Source organism: Kitasatospora sp. NPDC085895 (assembly GCF_040702125.1).
Taxonomy (GTDB): Bacteria; Actinomycetota; Actinomycetes; order Streptomycetales; family Streptomycetaceae; genus Kitasatospora; species Kitasatospora arboriphila.
On sequence record NZ_JBFBJY010000046.1, the window covers coordinates 52,883 to 66,403 of the forward strand.

The window sequence follows — 13,521 nt, forward strand, 5'->3', positions numbered from 1 at the left end:
GCCGCGACGCCACCCCCTCGCCCGGAGCCGGCGAGCGTCCCGGCACCGGGAAGCGCTCCTCGTTGCGCTCGATCTTGGCCGCCAGCGCCTCGGCCGGGTCCACCCCCACCACGCTGCAGAACTGCAGCAGGTAGGCCAGCACGTCGGCGACCTCGTCCCGGACCCGGTGGGCCCGGTCGGGGTCGGCCATCACCGCGTCCGCCTGTTCCGGCGTCAGCCACTGGAAGATCTCCAGGAGCTCGCCGGCCTCCACGCTGAGCGCCGCGGCCAGGTTCTTGGGCGTGTGGTACGGCTGCCAGCTGCGCGCCGCCGCGAACGCGTCGAGGCGGCGGCTCAGCCGCACCAGTGCGTCCTCGCCCGGCGCCGGTCCGGGCTCGGGCGCGGGGCGGCCGGATCCGCCCCGGCCGGGGTGGGAACCACCGGGGCCGGAGGGCTTGTCGTTGTCGGTCACGCCCCCAGGTCTACCCCATCGGCGTCGCCCCTCCCGGCCTGCTGCGGTACCCGGGGCGTCCGGTCCGGCAGGACGAGCACGCTGTGGCCGGTGGCCGGGTCGCGCCGGCACTCGACCAGCTCCAGCCCCTCCACCTCCGCGGTGGCGGCGGGCTCCTGCAGTGCGGCCAGCAGCCGGACGTCCCCCTTGTCGCACACCTCGCGGGCGACCCGCAGCAGCGAGGCGACCTGTTCGGTGCCCAGACCGGCCCCCAGGTCCTCGGCGAGGACGGTCAGCTGCCGGTGGGCGGAAGGCACCTCGGCCGCGGCGTCGACGTCCAGCACCCCGGCCCCGGTGAGCAGCACCGCGGCGAAGGCGAGCAGCCGCAGCATGCCGTCGGAGGCCTGGTCGGCGCCGGTGCGTCCGAGCACGCCCTCGTCGAAGACCGCCATCAGCCGCTGCTGGGCGTCCTCGCCGCGGCGGGCGACCTCCAGCCCGAGCAGCGGGTGCGGGGCGGCGGCCTGGACGGCCTTGAGCAGGCGCCCGTAGCGGCGGCTGCACTCGTTCTCCAGCCGGGCGAGCACGGCGGAGATGTTGGAGGCGGTACCGACCAGCCGGGCCTGCGGTTCGGGCCTGGTCCAGCTGCGCATCGCGGCGGGCACCGGGTGCAGCGGGAAGACCTCGCGCAGGGCGGTGAGCAGTTGTTCGGTGGCGGCGAGCACCTTGCGCTCGCCGGGCGAGGAGCCGGCCACCCGGAGCGGGATCTGAGCGGTGATCAGGCTGTCGCTGGGGAACGGAGCGCGGATGTCGCCCTGCCGGGTGTCGTTGTGCCAGGTGACGTTGACCCGGCCCTGGGCGATGTCCTGTTCGCCGGTCTCCACCAGGGTCTCGCCCGCGAGGGTCAGCCATTCCCGGGCCACCCGGACGCGGCCGTCGGTGCGGACGACCAGTTCCAGCCGGATCGGTCCGGCGCAGGAGCGGACGGTGCAGCCGAGGATGATCGCGTTGCGGCCGTGCGGGACGCACCCCATCAGGCCGCCGCGCACGGGCCCGGCGAGCGGGCCCGCGGTGCCGCCGACGCCGTCCAGCGAGGGGCCGATCTCCTCTCCGATCGCCAGCCGGGAGAGCACCGCCAGGGCGTCCAGCGCGTTCGACTTGCCGACGCCGGAGGGGCCGTGCAGCACGGTCAGCGGGGAGAGCGGCAGGGTGGTGCGGCGGTAGGACTTGAAGGAGGTCAGCCGGATTTCCTCGACCGCGGGGCGGCGGGTGGGACGGGCGATCGGGGCTGCGGGAGCGGCGGCTTCGCTGGTCACCCGGGGGACCCTAGCGGCCGGAGGGACGGACGAAACGTCCCTGCTCGGGCCGGTTCACACGAACGGCTCAGCATTCGCACACCGCCCCCATCGCCTCCCCCGTGGGTCCACGCGGCCCGGTGCCGACAGCACGGGCCGCGTCACGGACGGCGACGAGGACGCCGGCGCGGACACCAGCGCGCCCGGCGACACGGACCCCGTCCCGGCCGGCGACGCGTCAGCCGCACACCGAGGGCAGCTCAGCCGCACACCGGGAGCAGCTCAGCCGTACACCGGGAGCAGCTCAGCCGTACACCGAGAGCAGCACGGAGCCGGTGACCTCGACCGGCTCCGGCAGGGCGGCGAGTGCGGCCGCGAGCCGGTCCGGTTCGGTGTGCCAGGCGTTCGGGCCCATGCCGACGACGGCGGCGGCGTCCCGGTGCGACAGCCGCAGGGTGAACTCCACCTCGGTGCGGTCGATCGGGCGCAGCCAGGGGTTCAGCTTCTCGTCGATCCGGCGCTCCTTCTCCTCGTCGACCGACAGCAGGCCGAGCCCGGAGACGAGTTCGCGCAGGTGGCGGGAGGTCGGCGCGACCAGCAGCAGGCGTCCGCCGGGGCGCAGCACGCGGCGGATCTCGGGGCCGTTGCGCGGGGCGAAGACGTTGAGGACGAGGTCGGCGCAGTCGTCGAGCAGGGGCAGCGGCCGCCAGGCGTCGCAGACCACGGCGCCGATCCGGGGGTGGGCCCTGGCGGCGCGGCGCAGGGCGTACTTGGAGATGTCGAGGGCGGCGCCGGCCGGGCCGTCGAGGCGGTCGAGGACGTGCGCGAGGTAGTGGCCGGTGCCGGCGCCGAGGTCGGCGACCAGTCCGTCGGAGAGGACCCCGGGGGCGGCCGCGGCGGCGTCGGCGAGTGCCTCGGCGACGGGCCGGTAGTGGCCGGCGGCGAGGAAGTCGCTGCGGGCGGCGACCATCTCCGCGGTGTCACCGGTGCCGGTGTGCGCGTCGCCGGGGAGCAGGCTGACGTAGCCCTGCCGGGCCTGGTCGAAGCTGTGCCCGGCGGGGCAGCGCAGGGTGCGGCCGTCGAGGGCGAGGTGCTGCGCGCAGTGCGGGCAGGCCAGGTGGGGCTCGATGTCCTGCAGCAACGTGGCGGTCCTCGTCGGGCTCGGGGGTGGGGCCCAAGCCTAACGAGTCGGCCGGTGGTGCCCGGCGCGTCAGTCGGTGTCGTCCTCGTCGTCGTCGCCGCCGACCTCTTCCTCCTCGGGCTCGTCGACGACCCAGGCGGAGAGCCGTTCGGCGACCCCGCTGACGCCGATCTTGCCCTCGCGGATGCCGCGGGCGAGGCTGCGGACCTCGCGCGCGGTGGTGGCGACGCTGCAGCCGCTGGCGACCAGGTAGGCGTAGGCGACGGCGGTGGCGAACAGTTCGTTGTTCCGCTCCAGCGAGGGGATGCGGATCAGTTGGTGCATCAGGGCAGCGGCCCGGTCGTGCGGTTCGGGGTAGACGGCGATGTCGAAGATCTCGGCCTGGTGCCGGGCGACCGCGGCCAGCAGCGACCCGTAGTCGGTGACCTGGGGGTCGCCCGGGGTGTACTGCTCAGCGGTCATGAGCAGCCACGAGAGGTCGACCTCGAGCTTCAACGGCGCACATCCTGGGCGCCCGGCTCTCCGAACTCGGCCAGGAAGGCCGTCTCGTACTCCTTCATGAACTGGGCCGCGGTGTCCACGAAGAGGCGCCCGGCCTCGCCCATGTCCTGCTGGACGAGCCGTTCGATGTACTGGTTCATGCTGATCCCCTGCTGCTCGGCCCGTTCCCGGGCCATCTCGGCGGTGGTGGCGTCCACCCGGACGTTGAGTTGTTTCTTGGCCATGAATTCAAGCTAGCGCCGGGGTGCTAGCACAGCAAGGGCGCATTCCGGCCGCCTCGCCGTGCCCGCCCCCCTCAGATGTCCGTTCGCGCCCCACCGGAAACCAGCCCGGCGCAGCGATCGGACGGCGCCGTCCCGCAGCGCCCGCGACCTGCGCCGACCGCCGCCGGTGAACGGGGGCCGACGCCCGGCCGTCCCACGGTCGGCGGGCGGGCGGCACACGCGTGTACGGCGAATTCCCGCCACGTCCCGGCGGAACGGGACCCTCCGGCCCCGGAACGCCGATCGGCGGGCACCGGAGTCTCCTCCCGTGCCCGCCGATCGAAGCGGTTCCGTCCGCGGCAGCGGCTACCCGTTCCCGCCGGGGCCCTCGCCGACCGGTTCCAGGATCGCCACGCACTCGAAGTGATGGGTCATCGGGAACAGGTCGAAGGCCCGCAGCGAGACCGGCCGGTAGCCGCCCTCGCGGAAGAACGCCAGGTCCCGGGCGAGCGCCGCCGGGTCGCAGGCGACGTACGCGATCCGGCGGGCCTCCAGGCCGACCAGGTGCGCGACGGTCTCGCGGCCTGCGCCGGAGCGCGGCGGGTCGAGCACGATCAGGTCGGTGGCGGTGATGCCGGTGCGCGGCAGCAGGGTCTCGACCCGGTCGCACTCGATCCGGACGTTCTCCAGGGCAGCCAGGTTGTGCCGGGCGTCGGCCACGGCCTGCTTGGACGACTCGATGCCGAGCACCGCGCCGTCCTCGCCGACCCGGTCGGCCAGCGCGCCGGCGAACAGGCCGACGCCGCAGTACAGGTCGAGGGCCATCTCGCCCCACTGCGGGTCCAGGCCCTCCAGCACCGCGTCGACCAGGGTGTCCGGCGCCTGCGGGTGGATCTGCCAGAAGCCGCCCTCGGAGACCCGCCAGGTGCGGCCGGCCGCCCGCTCGCGGACGAAGGTCCGGCCGTGCACCCGGTGGAAGAGGCCCTGCTCGTCGACGCGGGAGATGGACACCGGCCGGTCGAGCTCGACCAGCGGCAGCTGCTCGCCGGGGCGCGGCCGCAGGATGACCTGGCGGTCCGAGGAGCCGGTCGCGGCGACCGCCTCCACGGTGGCCACGCCGTCCCAGTCCCGTGCCTCGACGCCGAGCTCGGTGACGCCCTCGGCGGCGATCAGGCAGCGGTCGATCGGCTGCACGTCGTGCGAACGGTGCCGGCGCAGACCGGCCCGGCCGGTCTCCGGGTCGACGGTGTACTGGACGCGGGTGCGCCAGGCCGGGACCTCGCCCGCCGGGAGCTTGCCGCCGACCGGCTCCACCGAGCCGTCCCAGCCGGCCTCGGCGGGGGTCAGCCCGGCGAGCTTGGCGAGCTGCTCGGTCAGCACCTGGCCCTTGAGCTTGCGCTGGCCGCCCGGGGTGACGTGCTGCCAGTCGCAGCCGCCGCACTTGCCGGGGCCGGAGAACGGGCAGGGCGCGGCGATGCGCTCCTTGGCGGGCTCCAGGACCTCCACGGCGTCGGCCCGCAGGAAGCGGGAGGTGGTGGTGCCCTCGGTGACCTCCGCGATCACGCGCTCGCCGGGCAGGGTGTGCCGGACGAACAGCACCCGGCCCTCGTGCCGGGCGACGCAGTGGCCGCCGCCGTGCGCGACGGGGCCGACCTCGACCTCGTAGCGCTCGCCGACCAGCGGATCACCGCTCGGCACCCTGGGCTTCGACTCGGCCCGGGGCCCGGACGCCCGCTTCGCCGCCGCGCCGGACTTCGGCTCGCCGGTGCGCAGCGCCTTCGGCGGCCGGACGGTCTGCTTGCCCGGTCGCCGGCCCTTCGAGCCGGCCGGCTGGTCCTTGCCGGCCGTGCCGCGGCCCTGCGGGGCCGTCCGCTCGTCCGCGGGCGCCTCCTCGCGGGGGGCGCGGGGCGCGGTCTGGGCGGTGTAGCCCTCGCGGTCGGTGGCCGCCGGACGGGCGGACCGGTTGCTCCACTTGGGGTGGGCCACCTGGCCCGGGCGGCCGCCGGAGCGGCCGGAGCGGCCGGCCGAGCCGCCCGATCGGGGCGGGTTGTTGCGGGTCACGGTGATCCGTCCTTGTTGCCGGTCCGGGTGGTGTCGGAGGTCTCGAACGGCCGGCCGCCGTGGTGGCGGGGCTCGCCGCGGCGGACGGCGCCCGGCGCCGACCAGGCCTTCTGCGGCTTGCGCCGCTCGGAGGACTCCAACTGCCAGGGTACGGAGGTCACCATCACACCGGGCTTGAACAGCAGGCGGCCCTTGAGGCGCAGGGCGCTCTGGTTGTGCAGCAGGTGCTCGTACCAGTGTCCGACGACGTACTCCGGGATGTAGACGGAGACGACGTCGCGGGGGCTGCTGCGGCGCAGGTTCTTGACGTAGTCGAGGACGGGGCCGGTGATCTCGCGGAACGGCGAGTCGAGGACCTTCAGCGGCACCTCGATGCCGCGGGCGTCCCAGTCCTTGCGCAGCGCCTCGGTGTCGGCCGGGTCGACGTTGACGGTGACGGCCTCCAGGGTGTGCGCGCGGGCCAGCCGGGCGTAGGCGAGGGCGCGCAGGGCGGGCTTGTGGAGCTTGGAGACCAGGACGATGGCGTGCACCCGGGTCGGCGGGGCGACGTCCTCGGGCTCCTCGGCGGCGACGAGCTCGGTGGAGACCCGCTCGTAGTGGCGGCGGATCGCCTTCATCATCACGAAGAGCACGACCATGGTCGCGATGGCGATCCAGGCGTGGCTGATCTTGGTGGCGAGGACGACGATCAGCACGGCCATGGTCATCACCAGGCCGAAGGCGTTGATGGCCCGGCTGCGCTGCATGTGCGAGCGCTTCTTCGGGTCGGTCTCGGTGCGCAGCAGGCGGGTCCAGTGCCGGATCATGCCGGACTGGCTCATGTTGAAGGAGACGAAGACGCCGACGATGTACAGCTGGATCAGCCGGGTCGGGTCGGCGTCGAAGGCGATGATGAACAGGATCGCCACGCCGGCCAGCAGGATGATGCCGTTGGAGAAGGCCAGGCGGTCGCCGCGGGTGTGCAGCTGGCGGGGCAGGTAGCGGTCCTGGGCGAGGATCGAGCCGAGCACCGGGAAGCCGTTGAAGGCGGTGTTGGCGGCGAGCACCAGGATCAGGCCGGTCACCGCGGCGACGAAGTAGAAGCCTGGCGTGAAGTTGGAGAACACGGCCTCGCTGATCTGCGCCAGCGCGGTCTTCTGGTGGTAGTCGGCGCCGGCGCCGACGAGCTGCTCGGCCGGGTCCTCGGCCATCTGCACGTGGGTGAGGCGGGCCAGCCAGATGATGCCCATGAACATCACGACGGCGATGGAGGCCATCATCAGCAGGGTGGTGGCGGCGTTCTTGCTCTTGGGCTTGCGGAAGGCCGGGACGCCGTTGGAGATGGCCTCGACACCGGTGAGCGCGGCACAGCCGGAGGAGAAGGCCTTCAGCAGCAGGAAGACCATCGCGAAGCCGGCCAGCGAGTCGTTGCCGGGGGTGGCCTGCAGGTGGAAGCCGGAGCTCTCGGCGTTCATCGTCTGGCCGAGGCCGGAGCGGATCGCGCCCCAGACCACCATGCCCATCACACCGGCCATGAAGGCGTAGGTGGGCACGGCGAAGGCGCTGCCGGACTCGCGGACGCCGCGCAGGTTCATGCCCATCAGCAGGATGACCACGACGATCGACAGCGGCAGTTCGTAGCCGCGCAGCGAGGGGACGGCGGAGACCACGTTGGCGACGCCGGAGGTGGTGGACACGGCGACGGTCAGCACGTAGTCGACGAGCAGGGCGCTCGCCACGACCAGGCCCGAGTTGGGGCCGTGGTTGACGGTGGCGACCTCGTAGTCGCCGCCGCCGCTGGGGTAGGCGTGCACGTTCTGCCGGTACGACGCCACCACCGCGAGCATCACGACGGCGACGACGAGGCCGATCTGCCAGGAGAAGTGGATCGCCGAGGCCCCCGCGATGGAGAGCGTGAGGAGGATCTCCTCGGGGGCGTAGGCGACGGAGGACAGCGCGTCCGAGGCGAACACGGGCAGCGCGATCCGCTTGGGCAGGAGCGTCTCCCCCAGCTTGTCGCTGCGGAGCGCTCGCCCGATCAGGATGCGTTTCGGGAGATCGGCAGGCATAGGCACATCAAGGAATCGTAGGGGCTGCCGACACGTGCTCCGACGACCGGTGCCCCCTCCGTCGAGACTGTGTTCGGCGGACCGGCTAGCGTGTCGGATGAAGGGATAGCGGGCAACACCCCTGTTGCCCGTGGTGCCGAGGTCGAAGGCGCCGACGACGATCCACCCCCGCAATGCGGGGGTGCGGAAGGATGATGAGCGGTGTTTGCGCAGGTCATGACCCCAACGGACCGGGTGAGGTAGCGTCCCGTGCACATCGTCATCATGGGCTGCGGACGCGTGGGCTCGGCCCTCGCGAGAGCCCTGGAGAAACAGGGTCACTCGGTGGCCGTGGTGGACCAGGACCCGACGGCGTTCCGCCGTCTCGGCGCCGGGTTCAACGGCCGGAGGGTGACGGGAGTCGGCTTCGACCAGGACACCCTGCGGGAGGCGGGCATCGAGGAGGCGGGCGCCTTCGCCGCCGTCTCCAGCGGTGACAACTCCAACATCATCGCGGCTCGGGTCGCCCGCGAGAACTTCGGCGTCGAGCACGTCGCCGCCCGGATCTACGACCCCCGCCGTGCCGAGGTCTACCAGCGGCTCGGCATCCCGACCGTGGCGACCGTCCGCTGGACGGCCGACCAGATGCTGCGCCGGCTGCTGCCGAGCGGCGCCGAGCCGCTCTGGCAGGACCCGAGCGGCAGCATCCAGCTCGCCGAGATCGCCTACGCCCACAGCTGGGTCGGGCACAAGGTGAGCGCGTTGGAGGAGGCCGCGGGCGTGCGGGTGGCGTTCGTCACCCGGCTCGGCGAGGGCGTGCTGCCCACGCCGGCGATGGTCGTCCAGGAGGGCGACCTGATGCACGTCACCCTGCGCCGGAGCGAGCTGGACGCGGTCGAGGCCGCGTTCGCGAAGGGCCCCGAGGAGGGTGGTCACTGATGCGCGTCGCCATTGCCGGGGCCGGTGCGGTCGGCCGCTCGATCGCGGGCGAGCTGCTGGAGAACGGCCACGACGTCCTCCTCATCGACAAGAACCCGAACTCCATCTCGGTCGAGCGCGTGCCGATGGCCGAGTGGCTGCTCGCCGACGCCTGCGAGATCACCTCGCTGGACGAGGCCGCCCTGCAGCGCTGCCACGTGGTGATCGCCGCCACCGGCGACGACAAGGTCAACCTGGTGGTGTCGCTGCTCGCGAAGACCGAGTACGGCGTGCCGCGGGTGGTCGCCCGGGTCAACAACCCGAAGAACGAGTGGCTCTTCAACGAGTCGTGGGGCGTTGACGTCGCCGTCTCCACCCCGCGCCTGATGTCGGCCCTGGTCGAGGAGGCCGTCAGCGTCGGCGACCTCGTCCGGCTGATGCGCTTCAGCCAGGGCAACGCCAACCTGGTCGAGCTGACCCTCGCCGCCGACACCGAACTGGTCGGCACCCGGGTCGCGGACGTGCCCTGGCCGGTGGACACCGCGCTGGTCACGATCATCCGCGAGGGCCGGGTGCTGGTGCCGGGCAAGCAGGACACCCTGGAGGCCGGCGACGAGCTGCTGTTCGTGGCCGCCCAGGAGCGCGAGGAGGAGCTGGAGAACCTGCTGTCGACGGGCTCCGGCGCCCAGTAGCGGGACGCGCAGGCACGGCGGAGGGGCCGCACCCGGCGGGTGCGGCCCCTCTCGTCACTCCGTGTCCGTCTGCGCCTTGATCGGCGGCGGCGCCTTCAACAGGATCTGCCAGGTCACGTACATCGCCAGCAGCATCGGCGGGATGCCGAGCGCGACCTTCAGCCAGCCGAGCAGGTTGACGTTCCCGGTGAAGTACAGCGGGAAGAGGATCACCGGCTTGATGCCCATGATCACAACCCAGGCCCAGGTCGCCTTGGTGTACGCGGCGAGCCGGCCCGGGTTCTGGGTGCGCCAGGTGAACATCTCGCCGGTGATCGGGCCGAGCATCACGCCGATCAGCGGCCAGCGCACCAGCGCGGAGACGGCCAGCGCCACGCAGTAGCCCACGCTGTACAGCAGGCCGGGCAGGTAGAAGTTCTCCGCCTTGCCGGTCTTCATCGAGATCCAGGCGCCGATCGCGACGCCGAAGACGCCGCTGAACGCGTGCTGGATCGTCTCCCGCTTCGCCAGCCGGACGACCACGAACAGCGCGCTCAGGCCGAGCGCCGACCACGCGGCGGGGGCGACCTGGTGCGTCACGTTGAAGGCGATGATGAAGACCAGGCCCGGCAGGGTCATGTCGATCATGCCGCGGACGCCGCCGAAGGCCTTGATCACCGTCTCGGCGGCCTCCTTGGACGCCGCCGCGTCGTGTGCCGCCGTGCCCGGCTCCGGCACGGGGTCGTGCGCCACCGCCGGCTCGATCCCGGTGGGCAGGTCGGCGGTGCGGGCGGCGGACTCGCCGCCGGGAAGGTTGCTCACGCTGATTCGCTCCCGTGTCCGACCGGACGCAGCTCGTAGCGGGGGTTGAACAGCACGCGGCGCCCGCGTGCGTGGCTGATCCGGCCGGAGGCGATGAGCCGCCGGCCCGGTTCTATGCCCACGATCGAGCGGCGGCCGAGCCAGACCACGTCCAGCGCGTCGCTGCCGTCGAAGAGTTCGGCCTCCAGGGCCGGCACGCCCGCCCGCGGGCGGATCGTCACGGTGCGCAGGGTCCCGGCCACGGTGACCACCTCGCGGTCCCCGCAGCTGGCGATCGGGGTGCATCCCGACTCGGCGGTGTCCTGGCGCAGCTCCTCGGCCTCCAGTTCCTCCGTGGAGGAGGTCAGCCGGTTGAGCATGCGTCGGAAGCGGCCCTGCGGCTGGTCGCTGCGGATGTCACCACTCATGTCGGAAAGGCTACCGGGTGACGGGGCCCGCGCGGCAGGGCCGCAGGTCACACCGGGCCGCCGCACCCGCGGGGCGCCCGGTCCGCGGCGGCCCGGTGTGACCCGCCGCCCCGACCCGTCGTCCCGACCCACCGGCGCGTCCGGCCGACCGTACGCCGCCCGCGTGCGCCCGCTGCCGCGGCAGTGCAGCCCCTCGTGCTGCGGCCGGCCACCGGACCCGCCACCGCTTCACGCCGCCGCCACGCCCGTGCAACACCCCGCTGCGACCATCGACCGCATGCTCTCCCTGGTCGCCTCCCCCGCGTTCGGCCGAGCCCCCCAGCCCACCGAGGGCGGCGGCGCCGGGGCGGTGCTGCGCGCCGTCCTGGTGCGCGGCGCGCTGACCCGCCCCGCCCTCGGCCGGGCCACCGGCCTCAGCGCCGCCGCCGTCTCCCGGCACACCACCGACCTCGCCGCCCTCGGCCTGCTGCGCGAACTGCCCCCGGCCGACGGCCCGCCACGGGCCGGCCGGCCCCGGCTGCCGCTCGACATCGACACCCGCCACCACCTCGCCTGCGGCGTCCACATCGGCGTCCCGTGGATCACCTTCGCCCTGCTCGACCTGCGCGGCCGCGTCGTCGCCCACGAGCGGCTCCCCCGGCACGGCGACGCCGCCGCCGTCCTGCGCGCGATCCGCACCCACCTGCCCTCCTTCACCGCCCGCCGCGCCGCCGGACGCTCGCTGCTCGGCGTCGGCGTCGTCACCGGCGGCTGGGTCGACTCCGAACGCGGCGTCGTCGTCGAGCACGCCCCGCTCGGCTGGCACGACGTGCCCGTCCGCGACCACCTCGCCGGGGTCACCCGGCTGCCCGTCCACGTCGACGGCCACGCCCGCGCCCTCGCCCGGGCCGAACTCCTCTTCGGCGCCGGCCGCGAGGCCACCGACCTCGTGCAGCTCTTCGTCGGCAACGTCGTCGACGCCGCCATCGCCACCGGTGGGGGCGTCCTGCAGGGCCGGCGCTCCCGGGCCGGCGACATCGGCCACCTGCCGGTGCCCGGCTCCACCGAACCCTGTCCCTGCGGCCGCACCGGCTGCCTCCAGGCCACCGTCTCCGACCGCGCCCTGGTCCGCCGCGCGCACCGGCTCGGCGTCGTCCCGCAGCCCGACCTCGACCTGCTGCTCACCCGTGCCGCCGCCGGCCGCCCCGACGCCCTGGAACTCTTCGAGGAGCGGCTGCGGCTGATCGCCCCCGCCGCGGCCCTGCTGCTCGACGTGCTCAACCCGGAGGTGCTGGTGGTCAGCGAGGCCGGACTCGCCGTCTCCCCGCACCTCGCGGACGTCCTGCACGAGCAGGTGCTCGCCCGGGCCCGCCCCGAGCCCGGACAGCTCGTCGCCGCGGGCTCCTTCGGGCTGGACCTGCTGGCCGTCGCCGCCTGCGCGGGCGTCCTCGACAGCGCGTACCGGCGGCCGATGGAGCTGCGCACCGCCCGGGCGTCCTGACCCGCAGGTCCCCGGTGCCGGCCGGCCCGCACCGGGGCTCCGACCAGTGCGAACGGGCCGTCAACGCCGCATTAATTCCGCCGGGCCGAGGAATCGTTGTCCGCCCGCCGGACCGCCCGGAGGATGGCAGGGACCCCCCGTCCCCTCCTCCGAGCCGGAGCCCTCCGCCATGCCCGAGAACGACCGCCAGCTGCACTTCAACCTCTTCCTCATGGGCGTCGGCCACCACGAGGCCGCCTGGCGCCACCCCCGGACCGACCCGGCGCAGGCCGCCGACATCGGCCACTTCCAGGACCTCGCCCGGCAGGCCGAGGCGGCCTCCTTCGACTCCGTCTTCCTCGCCGACGGCGTCGAGGCCCGCTCGGACGGCGGCTGGGGCCTGATCAGCCACTTCGAACCGTTCACCCTGCTCACCGCGCTCGCCGTGGTCACCGAACGGATCGGGCTCATCGGCACCGTCTCCACCGGCTTCTCCGAGCCCTACAACCTCGCCCGGCAGTTCGCCTCGCTCGACCACATCAGCCGTGGCCGGGCCGGCTGGAACATCGTCACCTCGGCCGGCGACCGCGCCGCCCAGAACTTCGGACGCGACGCCAACCAGGAGCACGCCCTCCGCTACGAACGGGCCGACGAGTTCCTCGACGTCGTCACCGCGCTCTGGGACAGCTGGGAGGACGGCGCCCTCCTGCTCGACCGCACCACCGGCGCCTTCGCCGACCCCGACCGGGTCCACGAGATCGACCACACCGGCCCCCACTTCCGCGTCCGCGGACCGCTCAACATCCCGCGCAGCCCGCAGGGCCACCCGCTGCTGGTCCAGGCCGGCTCCTCCGGCAGCGGCCGCGCCTTCGCCGCCCGCCGGGCGGAGGCCGTGTTCACCGCGCAGCAGACCCTGGAGGAGGGGCAGTCCTTCTACGCCGACCTCAAGCGACAGGCCGCCGCCGCGGGCCGCGACCCGCAGCAGGTGAAGATCCTGCCCGGCGTGGTGCCGGTGATCGGCTCCACCGAGGCCGAGGCCCGCCGCCTCGACGAGGAACTGGACGCCCTGATCAGCCCCGCCCGCGCCGTCTCCGTCCTCTCCGGCATCCTCGGCGTCGACCTCACCGACCACCCGCTCGACGCCCCGCTGCCGCCGCTGCCGCCGGTCACCGAGATCAACGGCGCCAAGAGCCGCTTCGAGCTCGTCCGCGACCTCGCCGAACGCGACGGACTCACCCTGCGGCAGCTGATCGGCCGGCTCGGCGGCGGCCGCGGCCACCAGGTCGCCGTCGGCACCCCCGAACAGATCGCCGACCACATCGAGACCTGGTTCACCCGGGGCGCCGCGGACGGCTTCAACGTGATGCCGCCGATCCTCCCCGACGGCCTCACCGACTTCGTCGAGCAGGTGCTGCCGATCCTCCGCAAGCGCGGCCTCTTCCGCGAGGGCTACACCGGCCGCACCCTCCGCGAGCACTACGGCCTCCACCGCCCCGCCGGCCGCTGGTCCACCGCGGCCTGACCCCACCCCCGGCGGGGAGGAACCCAGGGGCGCGTGGGGGCACCTCCCGGCCGAAGGCTGGGAGGTG

12 protein-coding genes and 1 pseudogene are annotated in these 13,521 nt (G+C 73.9%); 4 read left to right on the plus strand and 9 right to left on the minus strand.

Annotation, left to right across the window (positions count from 1 at the left end; genetic code table 11):
- Positions 1-37 precede the first annotated feature (37 nt).
- The 7 genes and pseudogenes from AB0442_RS25760 to AB0442_RS25790 all read right to left on the minus strand — a co-directional run.
- Positions 38-346: pseudogene (locus AB0442_RS25760) on the minus strand (nucleotide pyrophosphohydrolase); the annotation flags it as partial.
- Between the two features lie 101 nt (positions 347-447).
- A complete protein-coding gene (locus AB0442_RS25765; protein WP_366165641.1) occupies positions 448-1,743 on the minus strand; it encodes an ATP-binding protein in 1,296 nt (431 codons plus the stop codon).
- Between the two features lie 283 nt (positions 1,744-2,026).
- Positions 2,027-2,863 carry a putative RNA methyltransferase gene (locus AB0442_RS25770; RefSeq protein WP_366165643.1) on the minus strand — a complete coding sequence of 279 codons (837 nt, stop codon included), beginning with the start codon at positions 2,861-2,863 and terminating at the stop codon, positions 2,027-2,029.
- A gap of 69 nt (positions 2,864-2,932) precedes the next feature.
- A complete protein-coding gene (locus AB0442_RS25775) occupies positions 2,933-3,358 on the minus strand; it encodes a fic family toxin-antitoxin system, toxin component (RefSeq protein ID WP_263105354.1) in 426 nt (141 codons plus the stop codon).
- Complete coding sequence (locus AB0442_RS25780) at positions 3,355-3,588, minus strand: toxin-antitoxin system HicB family antitoxin (protein ID WP_030270443.1); 234 nt, start codon at positions 3,586-3,588, stop codon at positions 3,355-3,357. Before AB0442_RS25780 ends, AB0442_RS25775 begins: the two co-directional genes overlap by 4 nt.
- A gap of 345 nt (positions 3,589-3,933) precedes the next feature.
- Entirely contained in the window at positions 3,934-5,265 is a 1,332-nt protein-coding gene (locus AB0442_RS25785; RefSeq protein ID WP_366165657.1) for a class I SAM-dependent RNA methyltransferase, read from the minus strand.
- Between the two features lie 359 nt (positions 5,266-5,624).
- Complete coding sequence (locus AB0442_RS25790) at positions 5,625-7,676, minus strand: APC family permease (protein WP_366165645.1); 2,052 nt, start codon at positions 7,674-7,676, stop codon at positions 5,625-5,627.
- A 249-nt stretch (positions 7,677-7,925) separates the two neighbouring features.
- Between AB0442_RS25790 and AB0442_RS25795 the strand changes: the two genes are divergently transcribed.
- Both AB0442_RS25795 and AB0442_RS25800 read left to right on the plus strand, forming a co-directional pair.
- On the plus strand, positions 7,926-8,594 hold the full coding sequence (locus AB0442_RS25795) for a TrkA family potassium uptake protein (protein ID WP_366165647.1): 669 nt from the start codon (positions 7,926-7,928) through the stop codon (positions 8,592-8,594).
- The gene (locus AB0442_RS25800; protein ID WP_366165649.1) at positions 8,594-9,265 is read left to right on the plus strand and encodes a TrkA family potassium uptake protein; all 672 of its coding nucleotides are present in this window, start codon (positions 8,594-8,596) and stop codon (positions 9,263-9,265) included. Before AB0442_RS25795 ends, AB0442_RS25800 begins: the two co-directional genes overlap by 1 nt.
- A 54-nt stretch (positions 9,266-9,319) precedes the next feature.
- On the opposite strand, the gene AB0442_RS25805 is transcribed toward AB0442_RS25800, so the two are convergent.
- Positions 9,320-10,066, minus strand: coding sequence for a DUF3159 domain-containing protein (locus AB0442_RS25805; protein WP_359979824.1), 747 nt, complete (start codon positions 10,064-10,066; stop codon positions 9,320-9,322).
- Entirely contained in the window at positions 10,063-10,473 is a 411-nt protein-coding gene (locus AB0442_RS25810; protein ID WP_095875656.1) for an OB-fold nucleic acid binding domain-containing protein, read from the minus strand. Before AB0442_RS25810 ends, AB0442_RS25805 begins: the two co-directional genes overlap by 4 nt.
- 277 nt (positions 10,474-10,750) lie before the next feature.
- On the opposite strand from AB0442_RS25810, the gene AB0442_RS25815 reads away from it, so the two are divergent.
- Together AB0442_RS25815 and AB0442_RS25820 are read left to right on the plus strand one after the other, a co-directional pair.
- A complete protein-coding gene (locus tag AB0442_RS25815; RefSeq protein WP_366165651.1) occupies positions 10,751-11,953 on the plus strand; it encodes an ROK family transcriptional regulator in 1,203 nt (400 codons plus the stop codon).
- A 169-nt stretch (positions 11,954-12,122) separates the two neighbouring features.
- Positions 12,123-13,454 carry an LLM class flavin-dependent oxidoreductase gene (locus AB0442_RS25820; RefSeq protein WP_366165653.1) on the plus strand — a complete coding sequence of 444 codons (1,332 nt, stop codon included), beginning with the start codon at positions 12,123-12,125 and terminating at the stop codon, positions 13,452-13,454.
- Positions 13,455-13,521 lie beyond the last annotated feature (67 nt).